General features: G+C 70.7%; 16 protein-coding genes and 1 tRNA gene. 9 read left to right on the top strand and 8 right to left on the bottom strand.

The features are described 5' to 3' along the window. The first annotated feature begins 34 nt into the window (after positions 1–34). On the top strand, positions 35–2,473 hold the full coding sequence (locus tag AC3ANR_RS03885) for a sensor domain-containing protein (RefSeq protein ID WP_488290565.1): 2,439 nt from the start codon (positions 35–37) through the stop codon (positions 2,471–2,473). A gap of 15 nt (positions 2,474–2,488) precedes the next feature. Here the strand turns inward: AC3ANR_RS03885 and AC3ANR_RS03890 are convergent, their stop codons facing one another. Both AC3ANR_RS03890 and AC3ANR_RS03895 read right to left on the bottom strand, forming a co-directional pair. Then, a complete protein-coding gene (locus AC3ANR_RS03890; protein ID WP_488290566.1) occupies positions 2,489–3,226 on the bottom strand; it encodes a hypothetical protein in 738 nt (245 codons plus the stop codon). Positions 3,227–3,278: 52 nt separating this feature from the next. Continuing rightward, the gene (locus AC3ANR_RS03895) at positions 3,279–3,452 is read right to left on the bottom strand and encodes a hypothetical protein (RefSeq protein WP_488290567.1); all 174 of its coding nucleotides are present in this window, start codon (positions 3,450–3,452) and stop codon (positions 3,279–3,281) included. Between the two features lie 121 nt (positions 3,453–3,573). Between AC3ANR_RS03895 and greB the strand changes: the two genes are divergently transcribed. Then, positions 3,574–4,137, top strand: a complete 564-nt coding sequence (greB, locus tag AC3ANR_RS03900) for a transcription elongation factor GreB (RefSeq protein WP_488290568.1) — start codon at positions 3,574–3,576, stop codon at positions 4,135–4,137. Here the strand turns inward: greB and AC3ANR_RS03905 are convergent. The 4 genes from AC3ANR_RS03905 to AC3ANR_RS03920 all read right to left on the bottom strand — a co-directional run bounded on the left by AC3ANR_RS03905 (position 4,126) and on the right by AC3ANR_RS03920 (position 8,262). Beyond that, a complete protein-coding gene (locus AC3ANR_RS03905) occupies positions 4,126–6,396 on the bottom strand; it encodes a RelA/SpoT family protein (protein ID WP_488290569.1) in 2,271 nt (756 codons plus the stop codon). The genes greB and AC3ANR_RS03905 overlap by 12 nt on opposite strands. 98 nt (positions 6,397–6,494) lie before the next feature. After that, positions 6,495–6,698 carry a DNA-directed RNA polymerase subunit omega gene (gene rpoZ, locus AC3ANR_RS03910; protein WP_061496933.1) on the bottom strand — a complete coding sequence of 68 codons (204 nt, stop codon included), beginning with the start codon at positions 6,696–6,698 and terminating at the stop codon, positions 6,495–6,497. 14 nt (positions 6,699–6,712) lie between these two features. After that, complete coding sequence (gmk, locus tag AC3ANR_RS03915) at positions 6,713–7,333, bottom strand: guanylate kinase (protein WP_488291746.1); 621 nt, start codon at positions 7,331–7,333, stop codon at positions 6,713–6,715. Between the two features lie 11 nt (positions 7,334–7,344). Further along, positions 7,345–8,262, bottom strand: coding sequence for a YicC/YloC family endoribonuclease (locus AC3ANR_RS03920; protein ID WP_488290570.1), 918 nt, complete (start codon positions 8,260–8,262; stop codon positions 7,345–7,347). Between the two features lie 61 nt (positions 8,263–8,323). On the opposite strand from AC3ANR_RS03920, the gene AC3ANR_RS03925 reads away from it, so the two are divergent. The 6 genes from AC3ANR_RS03925 to AC3ANR_RS03950 all read left to right on the top strand — a co-directional run bounded on the left by AC3ANR_RS03925 (position 8,324) and on the right by AC3ANR_RS03950 (position 13,230). Continuing rightward, a complete protein-coding gene (locus tag AC3ANR_RS03925; protein ID WP_488290571.1) occupies positions 8,324–9,319 on the top strand; it encodes a serine/threonine protein kinase in 996 nt (331 codons plus the stop codon). Between the two features lie 79 nt (positions 9,320–9,398). Next, entirely contained in the window at positions 9,399–10,301 is a 903-nt protein-coding gene (locus AC3ANR_RS03930; RefSeq protein WP_488290572.1) for a PP2C family protein-serine/threonine phosphatase, read from the top strand. 46 nt (positions 10,302–10,347) lie between these two features. Further along, positions 10,348–11,076, top strand: a complete 729-nt coding sequence (rph, locus tag AC3ANR_RS03935) for a ribonuclease PH (protein WP_488290573.1) — start codon at positions 10,348–10,350, stop codon at positions 11,074–11,076. Positions 11,077–11,132: 56 nt separating this feature from the next. Next, positions 11,133–11,738 carry a non-canonical purine NTP pyrophosphatase gene (locus AC3ANR_RS03940; protein ID WP_488290574.1) on the top strand — a complete coding sequence of 202 codons (606 nt, stop codon included), beginning with the start codon at positions 11,133–11,135 and terminating at the stop codon, positions 11,736–11,738. 29 nt (positions 11,739–11,767) lie between these two features. Then, positions 11,768–12,931 (top strand): radical SAM family heme chaperone HemW, encoded by a 1,164-nt coding sequence (hemW, locus tag AC3ANR_RS03945; RefSeq protein WP_488291747.1) that lies wholly within the window; start codon positions 11,768–11,770, stop codon positions 12,929–12,931. Positions 12,932–13,038: 107 nt separating this feature from the next. Beyond that, a complete protein-coding gene (locus AC3ANR_RS03950) occupies positions 13,039–13,230 on the top strand; it encodes a DUF3606 domain-containing protein (RefSeq protein WP_488290575.1) in 192 nt (63 codons plus the stop codon). Between the two features lie 15 nt (positions 13,231–13,245). Here the strand turns inward: AC3ANR_RS03950 and AC3ANR_RS03955 are convergent, their stop codons facing one another. Together AC3ANR_RS03955 and AC3ANR_RS03960 are read right to left on the bottom strand one after the other, a co-directional pair. Continuing rightward, complete coding sequence (locus AC3ANR_RS03955) at positions 13,246–13,581, bottom strand: hypothetical protein (protein WP_488290576.1); 336 nt, start codon at positions 13,579–13,581, stop codon at positions 13,246–13,248. 230 nt (positions 13,582–13,811) lie between these two features. Next, a tRNA-Ser gene (locus tag AC3ANR_RS03960) sits at positions 13,812–13,899 on the bottom strand. Between the two features lie 126 nt (positions 13,900–14,025). Here AC3ANR_RS03960 and AC3ANR_RS03965 point away from each other — a divergent pair. Further along, entirely contained in the window at positions 14,026–15,093 is a 1,068-nt protein-coding gene (locus AC3ANR_RS03965; protein WP_488290577.1) for a hypothetical protein, read from the top strand.

Raw genomic sequence — 15,093 nt, forward strand, 5'->3', positions numbered from 1 at the left:
TGCGCGCCTGCGCGCACATCGCTTCCGTTCACTGATGCATTCCACCGACACGGCGCAGGACGCCAGTCTCGTCTCCATGCTCGAGCAGGCCGCTTCGCTCGGCGTGTGGCGATTCGACGTCGCCAGCGGGCAGGCGCGGTGGTCCGACCGCCTCGCCGCCATCCACGGCGCGCCGGCCGGCTACTCGCCCAAGGCCGACCCCTTCCAGCACCTGGCGCCCGAGGACCGGGACAAGCTGGCCGGGCTCGTCCATGCCTGCGCCAGCCGGGGCGAGCCCTTCGACCAGGAAGTGCAGATCCTGCGCCTCGACGGCCGCCGGGCCTGGGTCCGGGCACTGGGCCAGGCCGTGCGCGACGAGGGCGGCGCGATCGTGGTCGTCCAGGGCGCGATGCAGGAGATCGCGCCGCGCGGGCGGCCCGGCACGCTGCTGCGCATGGGCGCCGCACTGGGCAGCGAGGACGCCTTCGCCACCGTCGACAGCAACGGCCAGTACACCTACCTCAACGAGCAGGCCGAGCGGCTGCTCGGCGGCGACAGCACGCAACTGCTGGGGCGCCGGCTGTGGAACTCGTTCCAGAAGATCGTTCGCCTGCGCCTGGAGGAGCAGTTCCGAGCCGCCTGCGCCGCCGGCAAGCGGCTGGAGTTCGAGGAACTCGACGCCCGGCTGGCCCGCTGGTTCGAGGCGCGCGCCGTGCCCTTCGCCGGCGGCATGGCCGTGCACTTCTGCGACGTCACGGCCCGCCGCCGTTCGCAGGAGCAGCTGCGCCTGCTGGAAGGCAGCATTTCGCGCCTGAACGACATCGTCATCATCACCGAGGCCGGACCCTTCAGCGATCCCGGCCCGCGCATCGTGTTCGTCAACGAGGCCTTCGAGCGCCGCACCGGCTACAGCCGCGACGAGGTGCTGGGGCGCAGCCCGCGCTTCCTGCAGGGCCCCAACACCCAGCGCCGGGCGCTCGACCAGATCCGCGCGGCGCTGGAGGAGTGGCGGCCGGCGCGCGTGGACCTGATCAACTACAAGAAGAACGGCGAGCCGTACTGGGTGGACCTGGACGTCTCGCCGGTGTGGGACAAGGAGCGCAAGCTGACCCACTGGGTCGCCGTCGGCCGCGACGTCACCGAACGCAAGCTGGCCGAGGAGAAGATCCAGCACCTGGCCTTCTACGACGCGCTGACCAAGCTGCCCAACCGCCAGCTGCTGATGGACCGGCTGCATGCGGCCCTGGCCGACCCGGCCCGCCCGCGCGAGGGCGCGCTGATGTTCATCGACCTCGACAACTTCAAGGTGCTCAACGACACCCTCGGGCACCAGAAGGGCGACATGCTGCTGCAGCTGGTGGCCGAACGGCTGCGCTCCTGCGTGGCCAAGGGCGACACGGTCGCGCGGCTCGGGGGCGACGAGTTCGTGATCCTGCTCGAAAACCGCGGCGACAAGCCGCTCGACCCGGCCAAGGGCGCCCGCGCCGTGGCCGAGCGCATCCTGGCGGCGCTGGGCGAGCCGTACGTGCTGCCGGGCTACCTGCACCACAGCACGTGCAGCATCGGCGTCACGCTGTTCGGCCCGAGCGACCGCGACCGCACCGTCAGCGAACTGCTCAAGCAGGCGGACCTGGCCATGTACCAGGCCAAGCGCGCCGGCCGCAACACCGTGTGCTTCTTCGACCCCGAGATGCAGGCGGTCGTGAGCGCGAACGCGGCCCTGTCGTCCGACCTGCGCCAGGCCTGGCGCGAGAACCAGTTCCGCGTCGACTACCAGCCGCAGGTCGGCCCCGACGGTCGCATGACCGGCGTCGAGGCGCTGCTGCGCTGGGTGCATCCGCAGCGTGGGCTGGTGCCGCCGGACCAGTTCATCCCGGCGGCCGAAGAGACGTCGCTCATCATCCCGATCGGCCGGTGGGTGCTCGACGCCGCCTGCGCGCAGCTGGCCGAGTGGGAGCGCCGGCCCGACCGGCGCCACCTGAGCATCGCGGTCAACGTCAGCGTCCGCCAGTTCCGGCATCCGGAGTTCGTCGACGAGGTGATGCAGGCGATCGAGCAGTGGGGCATCCAGCCGCACAAGCTCAAGCTCGAGCTCACCGAGAGCCTGCTGGCCGACGGCATCGACGTGACGATCGCCAAGATGGGCAGCCTGAAGGACATGGGCGTCTCGCTCTCGCTGGACGACTTCGGCATCGGCTACTCGTCGCTGTCCTACCTCAAGCGGCTGCCGCTGGACCAGCTCAAGATCGACCGCGAGTTCGTCAAGGACATCCTGACCGACGCCAACGACGCGGCGATCGCGCGCACGGTGATCGGCCTGGCACAGAGCCTGCACCTGGACGTGATCGCCGAGGGCGTGGAGACCGAGGAGCAGCGCGCCTTCCTGGCGCGCCAGGGCTGCCACTCGTACCAGGGCTACCTGTTCTGCCGCCCGCTGCCCATCGACGAGCTGGAGGCCTTCATGGACCGCCAGCCCGAGGTGGCGGAGGCGTAGCGCAGGGCGCGCCGCTCAGAGCGGCGCGATCTGCAGCGGCGAGTTGGCGACCATGCGCGGGATGCGCATGACGATCTGGTCCTGCGTGCGGAACAGCTCGATGCCCTCGGCCAGCGCCAGGGCCTGCACGTCGTTCCAGTCCACCGCGCGGTAGCTGGACTGGAGCGCATCGACCCCCAGCGCTTCCTCCGCGCTGCGAGGGGTGCAGCGCACGGTGAGGACGGCGAAGCCGGGCGAGATCTCCGCGGTGATGACCAGATCGCACGGTCCCGCCGCGGCGTCGGCCAGCGACAGCAGCGAGGCCGCGACCAAGTGGCGCGCCGCGACGCGCGAGACCTCGAACTCGGATTCCGGCACCTCGTTGGCCAGCGTGCAGCCCCGGAAATTGAAGCTGCTGCGAAGCAGGGAGACGCACTCGTCCACGCCGTCGCGCAGGCGCACCGTCTCGTCCTCGGACGGCGAGATCCAGGCCGCCACCTTCAGGCAGGCCGCCACGCCGTCGCGGGCCAGGCGGTTCATCTTGGAGATGCTGCGCTCGAGCTCGGCGGGCGAGGGCATGCCCTTTTCCATCCGGGCGTTCAGCACTTCGGCCATCATGGCCACGGCCTGCAGGTTCACGACCATGTCGTGCTTCAGGGCCGGCCCGAGGCGGCGCAGCACGCTGTAGCGGGCGGCCTCGGCGTTCGTGCGCGGACGGCGTCCCGCGCCCTGCTGGGCCGCGGCGGCACCCGTGGTCTGCGTGGCAACGCTCATGGAAACGCGCTCCCGCGCGCCCGGCGCGCTGTCGATACTGCTTGGTTCATCATCACCGCTGATTGTTGGGAACGATGCCGTGGCCCATCGTCAGGCGATCACAGCGGCCCCTGTAGGAGACGACTTGCATCGGGGGGAGGCACTCCTGGCCGATCGGGTTTCGGTGCACGCGCTCCGAGTGGGGGCTGCGGCGCCGGTGGCGGCCTTCGAGCGTGGCGTTGATCATGCGGGCCTCCGTGAGACCGCATGATCCGTGCGCCGCTGCCGAGCCAGCGGGGGCCGATGCCGCATGCCGCTGTAGGACGGCGCAGCGAACACCGGCATGGTGCGGCCGTTATCCTTGCGCCATGAGCAAGGCGTTCACCCGCGAGACGGACACCGACGACGAGGACGAGGTCCTGCCGGCGTTGCCCGCCGGCGGCCGCAACTACATCACGCCGCAGGGCTACGCCCGGCTGCGCGGCGAGCTGCTGCAGCTGATCGACGAGGAGCGGCCCAAGGTGGTCGAGGTGGTGCACTGGGCGGCCAGCAACGGCGATCGCTCGGAAAACGGCGACTACCTCTATGGCAAGAAGCGCCTGCGCGAGATCGACCGCCGCATCCGCTTCCTCACCAAGCGGCTGGAGATCGCCGAGGTCACGGATCCGTCGCTGCACCACGGGCACACGCAGGTCTTCTTCGGCGCCACGGTCACCTATGCCGAGGCGTCGGGCGCCGAGCGCACCATCACCATCGTCGGCATCGACGAGGCCGACAGCCTGCACGGGCAGGTGAGCTGGATCTCCCCGATCGCGCGCTCGCTGCTCAAGGCCCAGGAGGGCGACGCGGTGAAGCTGGTCACGCCCGCGGGCGTGCAGGAGATCGAGGTGCTGGAAGTGCGCTACCCGGCGCCGGCGGCGTCAACCGCCTGAGCGGCCGGCGCGCAGGCGCTGCGCGCGCATCACGGACGGCGTGCGCTTGAGCGTGCGCATCACCGCGTCCAGGTGCGCCCGGTCGCGCACCGCGACCAGGAAGCGCAGGTCGGTGGCGTCCTGGGCGCGCTCGTCGTCCATGTCGACGTGGGTGATGTCGGCCTCCACGCTGGCCAGCGCCGAGGCGACGCGGGCCAGCACCCCCTTTGAGTTTTGCACCGTCACCATCACGCTGGTCTCGAACGGCCGCACCGGCTCGTCGGACCACTCCACGCCGATGAACCGCTCGCTGTCCTTGTGCTGCAGCCGGCGGGCGACCGCGCAGTCCTCCAGGTGCACGACCAGGCCCTCCCCGCGGCCGAGGTAGCCCACGATCGGGTCGCCCGGCACCGGGCGGCAGCAGGCGGCGAACTGCACCGAGGCGTTCTCGCTGCCATCGAGCACCACGCTGCCCTGCGAGACGTTCTCGTGCGCCGTGTAGCGCTCGCGCGTGATCAGCAGCGCGTCGGGCTTCTCGCCGCGCTCGGTCATCAGCGTCATCAGCCGCTTGGCCACGATGCCGGCGATGCGCTTGCCCAGGCCCAGGTCGGTGAGCAGCTCGGCCCGCGTGCGGTTGCCGGTGAAGCGAAGCAGCTTCTCCCACAGGGCGTGGTGCTCCTCGTTGTCCTGCGGCAGCTTCTGCAGGCCCTCCGCGCGCAGGGCCTGCGTCAGCAGCTTCTCGCCCAGCTCCTGCGACTCGGCCTGCGCCAGGGTCTTCAGGTGGTGGCGGATCTTGGAGCGGGCGCGGCCGGTGCGCACGAACCCGAGCCAGGCGGGATTGGGCGTCGACACCGCGGCGGTGACCACCTCGACGACGTCGCCGTTCTTCAGTTCCGTGCGCAGGGGCACCTGCACGCTGTTGATCTTGGCGGCCACGGTGCGGTCGCCGATGTTGCTGTGGATCGCATAGGCGAAGTCCACCACCGTGGCCCCGCGCGGCAGGGCCATGATCTGGCTCTTGGGCGTGAACACGTACACGGCATCCGGGAACAGGTCGATCTTGACGTGGTCCCAGAACTCGGCCGCGTCGCGCGTCTCGTGCTGGATGTCCAGCAGCGACTGCAGCCACTTGGTGCCCAGCCGCTCGGCGTTGTCGCTGTCCGGCTGGCTGGCCTTGTACAGCCAGTGCGCCGCCACGCCGGATTCGGCCACCACGTGCATCGCCTCGGTGCGGATCTGGAATTCGACGTTCACCCCGGACGGGCCGACCAGCGTGGTGTGCAGCGACTGGTAGCCGTTGACCTTGGGAATCGCGATGTGGTCCTTGAAGCGGCCCGGCACCGGCTTGTACATCTGGTGCAGGACGCCCAGCGCCGTGTAGCAGTCGGTGATCGAGGGCACGATCACGCGAAAGCCGTAGATGTCGGTCACCTGCGCGAACGACAGGTGCTTCTCGTCCATCTTCCGGTAGATGGAGTAGAGGGTCTTCTCGCGCCCGGCGATGCGCACCTTCATGCCCGAGGCCTCGAACGCCTGTTCGAGCTCGCGCTGCACCTTCTGGATCAGGTCGCGGCGGCGGCTGCGCGCGCGCGCCACGGCCTTGTCCAGGATCTTGTGGCGCCACGGCTGCAGGTGCCGGAAGGCCAGCTCCTGCAGTTCGCGGTAGGTCTGGTTCAGGCCCAGGCGGTGCGCGATGGGCGCGTAGATGTCCAGCGTCTCGCTCGACGTGCGCGCCCATTTCTCGCGCGGCACGTCGTCCAGCGTGCGCATGTTGTGCGTGCGGTCCGCCAGCTTGATCAGGATGACGCGCACGTCGCGCGCCATCGCCAGCAGCATCTTGCGGAACGACTCGGCCTGGCTTTCCTCGCGCGTGTTGAACTGCAGCTTGTCAAGCTTGGTCAGCCCGTCGACCAGTTCGGCCACCGGCGCGCCGAAGCGTTCGATGAGCTGGGGCTTGGTGACGCCGCAGTCCTCGATCGCGTCGTGCAGCAGGGCGGCCATCAGGGCCTGGGCATCGAGCTTCCACTCCGCGCATTGCGCGGCCACGGCGATCGGGTGCGTGATGTACGGCTCGCCGCTGGCGCGGATCTGCCCGAGATGGGCCTCGTCGGCGAAGCGGTAGGCCTGGCGCACCTGCTCGATGTCGGCCGGCTCCAGGTAGTCCAGGCGCGCCGTGAGCGCGGCAAAGCTGGCCGCCGCGGCATTGACCGCTGCGGGACTCGGCAGGGCGGGGGTGGGGCGCTGGCCAGGACCCGTCGCGGTGGGAAGCACGGCACTCACGCCCTAACTGTAGCCGCAGCGGCGGGCCCGGGACGAGGGCCAAAGAAAAAGCACCGCGATGCGGTGCCTTTTCGCAGGGAATCGGGGCCGGGCAGGCGTCAGCCGGGCACCTTCTTCAGCATTTCGAGGCCGACCTTGCCGTCGGCGATCTCGCGCAGGGCGGTGACGCCCGGCTTGTTCTTGCTCTCGATCTTGGGCGCGTGGCCCTGGCTCAGCATGCGGGCGCGGTAGGTCGCGGCCAGAACCAGCTGGAAGCGGTTCGGGATCTTCTCGAGGCAGTCTTCAACGGTGATGCGGGCCATGGCTTTCTCGCTGTTCAGGGGATGTTCAGGGCCTTGAAGGTGTCGGCCCGGGCCCGGCGCTGGGCGGAATACTTCAGCCGCTGGGCGTGAACGATGGCTTTGAGGTCGAAAAGCGCTCGTTCGAAAAGCTCGTTGATTATAACGAAGTCGAACTGCGGCGCCTTGGCCATCTCCTCGGCGGCATTGGCCAGCCGCAGGTCGATGACGGCGGGCGCGTCCTCGCCGCGACGCTCCAGGCGCGAGCGCAGCTCTTCCCAGCTGGGCGGCAGGATGAACACCAGGACGGCGTTGTTGAAGATGCGCTTGATCTGCAGCGCGCCCTGGAAGTCGATCTCCAGGATCACGTCGGCGCCCTGGGCGATGCGCTCCTCGATCGCCCGCTTGGAGGTGCCATAGCGCTGGCCGTGCACGTGCGCCCACTCGACGAAGGCGTCGCCCAGCACCATCCGGTCGAATTCCTCGGTGGAGACGAAGAAGTACTCGCGGCCGTGCTTTTCCTGCCCGCGCGGCGGGCGGGTGGTGTGCGAGACGGAGGGCTGGACCTGCGAGTCCAGCTCCAGCAGGGCCTTGACCAGGCTGGACTTGCCGGCGCCGCTGGGGGCGGCGACGACGAACAGGTTGCCGGGGTAGTCCATCGTGTCCATGGTCATTCGACGTTCTGGACCTGCTCGCGCATCTGCTCGACCAGGACCTTCATGTCCACCGAGATGCGGGTCAGTTCCAGGGCGGCCGACTTGGAGCCGAGCGTGTTGGCCTCGCGGTGCAGCTCCTGGATCAGGAAGTCCAGCCGCTTGCCGATCTCGCCGCCCTTGCGGATCAGGCGATCGATCTCCTCGATGTGGGCGGCCAGCCGGGTCAGCTCCTCGGCCACGTCGATGCGGATGGCGAACGCCGTCGCTTCGGTCAGGGCGCGGTCCTGCGCGGCCTCGGGCGAGGCCGTGCCTTCGGCCAGGCCCATCGCCTCGTTCCAGCGCTCCAGGAAGCGGGCCCGCTGCTGCTCCACCAGCTGCGGCACCAGCGGCGCGGCCTGCTGGGCGAGTTCGCGCAGCTGCTGCAGGTGCCCCAGCAGCATCTTGGCCAGCCGGGCTCCTTCGCGCTCGCGGGCGGCCAGCAGGTCGTCCAGGGTGCGGGCGGCCAGCGCCTGCAGCGGTTCGCCCAGGTCGGCGGAGGTGGCTTCCTCGGTGGTGCCCAGGCGCAGCACGTCGGCCACGCCCAGGGCGCGGGCGTCCGGCAGCCAGGTGCGCACGTGGTCCTGCACGGCGGCCAGGCGCTGCAGCACGCGGGCCGAGGGCTCGCGCACCGCGTCGGCCGTCGTGGACTCGACGCCGGCCCGGATTTCGACCTTGCCGCGCTTGAGGCGGCCCTGCAGCAGCTCGCGCAGGGCGGGCTCGTGCTGGCGCAATTCCTCCGACAGGCGGAACGACAGGTCGAGGAAACGGCTGTTGACGGAGCGGATCTCCAGGCCGAGCCGGCCATGCGCGGCGGGCCGCAGATCGTGACCGGGCGCGGCCTGCGCCATGCTGTGCTGGCCGCTGGCGTAGCCGGTCATGCTGTAAACTGGCATCGACTCTTGGGGATGTTGCGGGATCAAGGATAGGGCACAGTCGGGCCCTGCTTCTCAAATTATGTCAAAGGTCAAGCCAGCGCCCCTGCCACCGGACACCGTCATCGGCGGTTACCGCGTGGTCCGCAAGCTGTCGGCCGGCGGTTTCGGCGTCGTCTACCTGGCCGTCGACAACGAGGGGCAGCAGGTCGCCATCAAGGAATACCTGCCCGCGTCCCTGGCCAGCCGGGCCCCCGGCGAGCTGCTGCCGCAGGTGCAGCCCGAGAAGCTCTCCCTCTACCGCCTGGGCCTGAAGTCCTTCTTCGAGGAAGGCCGCTCGCTCGCCCAGATCTCGCACGCCTCGGTCGTGAGCGTGCTGAACTTCTTCCGCGAGAACGAGACCGTCTACATGGTGATGAACTACCTGGAGGGGGGCACCCTGCAGGACTTCATCATCACCGCCCGCGAACTGAAGAAGCAGAAGGTGTTCCGCGAGTCGACCATCCGGTCGCTGTTCGACGAGATCCTGCGCGGCCTGCGCATCGTGCACCAGCACAAGATGCTGCACCTGGACATCAAGCCGGCCAACATCTTCATCACCGACGACAACAAGGCGGTGATGATCGATTTCGGCGCCGCCCGCGAGGTGCTGTCCAAGGAAGGCAACTTCATCCGGCCGATGTACACGCCGGGCTTCGCCGCGCCGGAGATGTACCGGCGCGATTCGTCGATGGGGCCCTGGACCGACATCTATGCCATCGGCGCCTGCATCTACGCCTGCATGCAGGGCTACCCACCCAACGACGCGCCGCAGCGCCTCGAGAAGGACCGCCTGGCGCTGGCCCTGTCGCGCCTGCGGGGGGTCTACTCGGACAACCTGATCGAGGTGGTCGAGTGGTGCATGTCGCTCGATCCGCTGTCGCGCCCGCAGTCGGTGTTCGCGCTGCAAAAGGAGCTCAGCCGTGAAGGCGAGCGCCGCTACACCAAGCTGAGCGTGGGCGAGAAGATGCGGCTGCAGTTCGACAACATGGTGGCCGACGGCCGGCGCAAGACGGCCCCGGGCGTGAAGAGCAAGTGAGCATGCGCCTTCCCACCCATCGCCTGCCGGCCCGCCGCCTCCGGTGCGCGCGGGCGGCTGCGCCAGCCGGGAGGGCACGATGAAATTCTCCGTCTTCCAGATCAGCCGGCGCGGCGGCCGCGAGAAGAACGAGGACCGCATGGGCTACTGCTACACGCGGGAGTCGGGCCTGTTCGTGCTGGCCGACGGCATGGGCGGCCATCCGGAGGGCGAAGTGGCCGCCCAGCTGGCGCTGCAGACCGTCTCGGCCCTGTACCAGAAGGAAGCGCGCCCGCTGGTGCGCGACCCGATCGAGTTCCTGTCGGTGGCGCTGATGGCGGCGCACCACCAGATCATCCGCTACGCGGGCGAGAAGGGCATGCTCGACACGCCCCGCACCACGCTGGTGGCGGCCATCCTGCAGGGCAACTCGGCCACCTGGGTGCATTGCGGCGACTCGCGCCTGTACGTGGTGCGCGGCGGCGAGCTGCTCACCCGCACGCGCGACCACTCGTACCTGGAGCAACACAGCTCGGGCGTGGTGCGCATGCAGCAGATCAACCGCAACATCCTGTTCACCTGCCTCGGCTCGCCCAGCAAGCCGGTGTTCGACGTCACCGGACCGGTCACGCTGCAGGAGGGCGACAAGCTGCTGCTCTGCTCCGACGGCCTGTGGAGCTCGGTCACCGACGCGGACATCGTGCGCGAGCTCAGCGCGAAGGTGGTCTCCGACGCCGTGCCCGACCTGGTGGAGTCGGCGCTGCGCACCGGCGGGCCCACCGGCGACAACGTCACCGTCATCGCGCTGGAGTGGGAGACGCCCGACGTCTTCGAGTCCACCCACGGCGTGTCCACCGACAGCATCTCCGACGGCGTGTTCGCCTCCACCATCCAGGCCGGCGTGCTCGACACCCTGATCGACGACCTGGACGACGCCGCCATCGAGCGCTCCATCGCCGAGATCAACGAGGCGATCCGCCGCTCCGCCGCCCGCAAGGGCTGACGCCTTTGGCGGGGCGGGGCGCGCGCGCCCCTAAGATCCCGTCCCTATGACCACATTCATCCGCACCGGCGGCCGCGCGGCCGACCAGCTCCGGCCCGTGCGCATCACGCGCGGCTACACCATCCATGCCGAGGGTTCGGTCCTGATCGAGTTCGGCCAGACGCGCGTGCTGTGCACCGCCTCGGTCGAGGACAAGGTGCCCCCGCACAAGCGCGGCAGCGGCGAGGGCTGGGTGACGGCCGAGTACGGCATGCTGCCGCGCGCCACGCACACCCGCGGCGACCGCGAGGCGGCACGCGGCAAGCAAAGCGGCCGCACGCAGGAGATCCAGCGCCTGATCGGCCGCTCGCTGCGGGCGGTGTTCGACCTCAGGAAGCTCGGCGAGCGCACCATCCAGCTCGACTGCGACGTGCTGCAGGCCGACGGCGGCACGCGCACGGCCGCGATCACCGGCGCCTACGTGGCCGCGCAGGATGCCGTCACCAAGCTGATGGCGCAGGGCAAGCTGGTGGCCTCGCCCATCACGGGCCCGGTGGCGGCCATCTCGGTGGGCATCGTCGAAGGCACGCCGCTGCTGGACCTCGAGTACGTCGAGGACGTCACCTGCGACACCGACATGAACGTGGTGATGACCGGCGCCGGCCATTTCGTCGAGGTGCAGGGCACGGCCGAGGGCGTGCCGTTCACCCGCGCCGAGATGGACCAGCTGCTGCGCCTGGCCGACAAGGGCATCGGCGAGCTGGTCGCGCTGCAGCAAAAGGCCCTGGCCGGCTGAGGCCGGCGCGCGGCGGCGCGGCCGGCTTCGCCGCGCGCGGCGACAATGCCGGTCCCATGGTTTCGCGCATCGTCCTCGCCTCCAACAACCGCGGCAAGCTCGCCGAGCTGCAGGCGATGTTCGCGCCGCTGGGCGTCGAGCTCGTCCGCCAGGGCGACCTCGGCATCCCCGAGGCGGACGAGCCGTTCCGCACCTTCCTCGAGAACGCCCTCGCCAAGGCCCGGCACGCGTCGCGGCACAGCGGGCTGCCGGCGCTGGCCGACGATGCCGGCCTGTGCGTGGACGCCTTCGGCGGCCTGCCGGGCGTGGACACCGCCTATTACGCGACGCAGTTCGGCTATCCGAAGGGCGACGACAACAACGTCCGCGCGCTGCTGGAGCAGATGCGCGGCGTCGACAACCGGCGCGCGGCGCTGGTCAGCACGCTGGTGGCGGTGCGCTCGCCGGACGACCCCGAGCCGCTGGTGGCCGTCGGCCGGGCCGCCGGCGAGATCGCGCAGGCGCCGCTCGGCGAGCATGGGTTCGGTTTCGATCCGGTGATGTTCATCCCGGCGTTCGGCAAGACCTTCGCGCAACTGCCGCCCGAGGTGAAGAACGCCAACAGCCACCGCGGCCAGGCGGCGCGCCAGATGATGGCGCTGATCCAGGAGCGCTGGCTGTGAGCGCGCCGGCACCCGACATCGCGCACTACATGCGGCCCGGCCTGCTGCAGCTGCCGGCGCTGCCGCCGCTGTCGCTGTACGTCCACCTGCCCTGGTGCCTGCGCAAGTGCCCGTACTGCGACTTCAACTCGCACGAGGCGCGTGGCGAGGTGCCGCAGCAGCGCTACCTCGACGCCGTCCTCGCGGACCTGGAGGCGGCGCTGCCGCTCGTGTGGGGCCGCACGGTGCACAGCATCTTCATCGGCGGCGGCACACCCAGCCTGTTCACGCCCGAGGCGATCGCGCGCCTCGTGGGCGACCTGCGGGCGCGGCTGCGGCTGGAGCCGCAGTGCGAGATCACGCTGGAGGCCAACCCCGGCACGTTCGAGAAGGACCGTTTCCGCGGCTACCGGGACGCCGGCATCACGCGCCTGTCCATCGGCGTGCAGAGCTTCGACGACGAGCGCCTGCGCGCGCTCGGCCGGGTGCACGACAGCGCGCAGGCGATCGCGGCCGCCGAGGAGGCGGCGCTCGCCTTCGACACCTTCAACCTCGACCTGATGTACGCCCTGCCGGGCCAGACACTGGACCTGCTCGAGCGGGACCTGTCGCAGGCGCTGTCGCTGATGCCGCCGCACCTGTCCGTGTACCACCTGACCGTGGAGCCGAACACGCTGTTCGCCAAGTTCCCGCCGGTGCTGCCCGAGGACGACCTCGCGTACGCGATGCTGGACCGCATCACCGAGATGACGACCGCCGCGGGGCTGGAGCGCTACGAGGTGTCGGCCTATGCGAAGCCGGGCCACCAGTGCCGCCACAACCTGAACTACTGGCAGTTCGGCGACTACCTGGGCATCGGCGCCGGCGCGCACGGCAAGCTCAGCTTCGCGCACCGCGTCGTGCGCCAGGTGCGCTACCGCGACCCGGCCCTGTACATGCAGAACGCGCTGGCCGGCCGCGCGGTGGCGCAGGAAGACGAGGTCCCCCGCGCCCAGCTGCCGTTCGAGTTCATGCTCAACGCGCTGCGGCTGCGTGACGGTTTCGCGCTGCAGTCCTTCTTCGAGCGCACCGGCCTGCCGCTGTCCGCCATCGAGCAGCCGCTGGCCGAAGCGCAGCGCCGCGGCTTCCTGGAGCGCGAGGCCGGCTGGGTGCGCCCGACCGAGCACGGCTTCGACTTCCTGAGCGACCTGCAGGCGCTGTTCCTGCCGGGGTGAGGCCGCCTTGCTGCCGGGCAGCGCGCACCCGCGCTGTCTGCCGCGTCCTACGCGGGCCGCACGGCACGCGGCGCACGATGGCTCATCGACTGGAAAGGAGCAGCACCATGTCGGACGACAAGACCAAGAGCGGCGGCCAGGATCGCCAGCGAATCAACGTGCACGAGGACTACGAACTGCGCGACTGGGCCAGGAGCCTGGACACCACGCCCGAGCGGATCAAGGAAGCCGTGCAGGCGGTGGGCGATCGCGCGGAGAAGGTGCGCGAGTACATCGGCAAGGCCTCGCACGGGCGCTGAGCCCGGGCGCGCGGGTCAGCGCGAGGGGCCGTCGCCCGACGTGTGGCTCTGGGCCTGGCGCACCAGATGCGGCAGCACACTGGCCGCGCCGTGACCCGAGCGGCCATGCTGGCCGATCGCGCCGTGCCACTCGCGCGCCGTGGCGGCCGGCTGGGCGCCGGAGCGCGGGCCATGCCAGGCGCGCGATTGCGCCACGGCCTGCCGCGCCTGCTCCACCGGCATGCCGGTCGCCTGGTGCACGGTCGCCGCGGCCTCGGCGGGCGAGGCACCGCTGGCGCGCAGGCACTCCAGCGCCTGGGGCAGGGACGCGCCGCGATCGAGGGCGGCGCGCAGCACGTCGTGGTAGCTCACGCGCGGCATTGTGCCCGAGCAGGCCCCCGAGCCAAGCTCATCCGCAAGCCGATCGGTCGAAGTGCCGACAAGAGCGAGAAGTCCGTCCGCGATGTCGTTGCGCGGCGCGCGGGACGCGATCGCACGTGGGTTTTCTGATCTCGGTCCGCGGACCGGGTCGCGTCGCGGATCGATGCGAGGGTGCGAGGCGGGCGGCGCCGAAGCGGGGTGCCGGCCAGGGCCTGCCGTGCTGGCGGAAGCGGTGAGATTCGAACTCACGAACGGTTGCCCGTTGCCGGTTTTCAAGACCGGTGCAATCGACCACTCTGCCACGCTTCCCGGACGCGGGATTCTAGTTCCCTAGGACCTTCCGGCCAGGGGGGCCGGGACCATCGCACCATTGCCGGTGGTCAGTCGCGCGCCTACGGTGAACTCGTTCTCCCGATTCACCAGAGGAGGTGCAGCATGGAAAGACGAACTGCGCGTCGCCGCGCAGCGCTGCGCGTCGCGGCGCTCGCGGCCGGGGCGGCGCTGGCCGGGCAGGTGTTCGCCGCCGGCTTCAACGCGGTCGACCTCGCCACGCTGGCCCAGGGCACCTCGGTCGTGGTGCGCGGTCCCAACCTGGCCGGCACGGCCGTCGGGGGCGGGCGCATCAGCCAGCCCGGCTCGGCCCGCCAGGGCCTGGTGTTCGACCGCGGGACGGTGCTGAACGTGCCGGGGCTGCCCGGCAGCGACTATTCCAACGTGCTCGGCGCCAACGATCTCGGGGCCCTGGTCGGCGCCGCCAACACGGCGGCCGCGACCCGCGCCTTCGCCACCACGCGCACCGGCGGCGGCCGCGAACTGGCGCCGCTGCCGGGCGACACGGCCAGCGCGGCCTTTGCCGTGAACAATGCCGGCACGGCCGTCGGCTACTCGAGCGGGCCCGATGGCGAGCGCGCCGTCACCTGGACGGCGGCCGGCCAGCCCGCCGCGCTGGCCGGCGCCGCGGGCACGGCCAACCGCGCCTACAGCATCAACGAGCGCGGCGACATCGTTGGCGTGGTGGGCTCGGCCGCCGAGCGCCGGGCCACGCTGTGGCCCGCGGTCGGCCAGGTGACGACGCTGGGCGCCCTGCCGGGCTTCCAGGCCAGCGAGGCCGCGTGGGTCAACGCGCGCGGCGACGTGGTGGGCTACTCGGCCACGCCGGCCGAAGTGCGCCGGGCGACCCTGTGGCCCGCCGGCGGATCGCCGCTCGACCTGGGCGTGCTGCCCGGCGGCGCGTTCAGCCAGGCGTTCGGCGCCAACGACGCAGGCACCGTGGTCGGCTCGTCGGACAGCGCCGCGGGAATGCGCGCGGTGATCTGGACCGCCGCCGGCGGCCTGCAGGACCTCAGCGCGCTGGCCGCGGTGCCGAACGTCGTCCTCACCAAGGCGGTCGGCATCAACAACCAGGGCGTGATCATCGCGCTCGGCCACGAGCCGGGCGAGGACGGGCAGCACGACCACGAGTTGCCGATCCGTGTCGTGATGCTCGTTCCCACCGGAGGCTGA

It is taken from the genome of Ramlibacter sp. JJN2-2R, assembly GCF_057747835.1.

Coding starts and splice junctions, on each gene's coding strand:
- AC3ANR_RS03930 (WP_488290572.1), top strand. CDS start 9,399: ATGAAATTCTCCGTCTTCCAGATCAGCCGGCGCGGCGGCCGCGAGAAG.
- AC3ANR_RS03885 (WP_488290565.1), top strand. CDS start 35: ATGCATTCCACCGACACGGCGCAGGACGCCAGTCTCGTCTCCATGCTC.
- AC3ANR_RS03965 (WP_488290577.1), top strand. CDS start 14,026: ATGGAAAGACGAACTGCGCGTCGCCGCGCAGCGCTGCGCGTCGCGGCG.
- rpoZ (WP_061496933.1), bottom strand. CDS start 6,698: ATGGCCCGCATCACCGTTGAAGACTGCCTCGAGAAGATCCCGAACCGC.
- AC3ANR_RS03890 (WP_488290566.1), bottom strand. CDS start 3,226: ATGAGCGTTGCCACGCAGACCACGGGTGCCGCCGCGGCCCAGCAGGGC.
- AC3ANR_RS03940 (WP_488290574.1), top strand. CDS start 11,133: ATGGTTTCGCGCATCGTCCTCGCCTCCAACAACCGCGGCAAGCTCGCC.
- gmk (WP_488291746.1), bottom strand. CDS start 7,333: ATGGACTACCCCGGCAACCTGTTCGTCGTCGCCGCCCCCAGCGGCGCC.
- greB (WP_488290568.1), top strand. CDS start 3,574: ATGAGCAAGGCGTTCACCCGCGAGACGGACACCGACGACGAGGACGAG.
- rph (WP_488290573.1), top strand. CDS start 10,348: ATGACCACATTCATCCGCACCGGCGGCCGCGCGGCCGACCAGCTCCGG.
- hemW (WP_488291747.1), top strand. CDS start 11,768: ATGCGGCCCGGCCTGCTGCAGCTGCCGGCGCTGCCGCCGCTGTCGCTG.
- AC3ANR_RS03895 (WP_488290567.1), bottom strand. CDS start 3,452: ATGATCAACGCCACGCTCGAAGGCCGCCACCGGCGCCGCAGCCCCCAC.
- AC3ANR_RS03920 (WP_488290570.1), bottom strand. CDS start 8,262: ATGCCAGTTTACAGCATGACCGGCTACGCCAGCGGCCAGCACAGCATG.
- AC3ANR_RS03950 (WP_488290575.1), top strand. CDS start 13,039: ATGTCGGACGACAAGACCAAGAGCGGCGGCCAGGATCGCCAGCGAATC.
- AC3ANR_RS03925 (WP_488290571.1), top strand. CDS start 8,324: ATGTCAAAGGTCAAGCCAGCGCCCCTGCCACCGGACACCGTCATCGGC.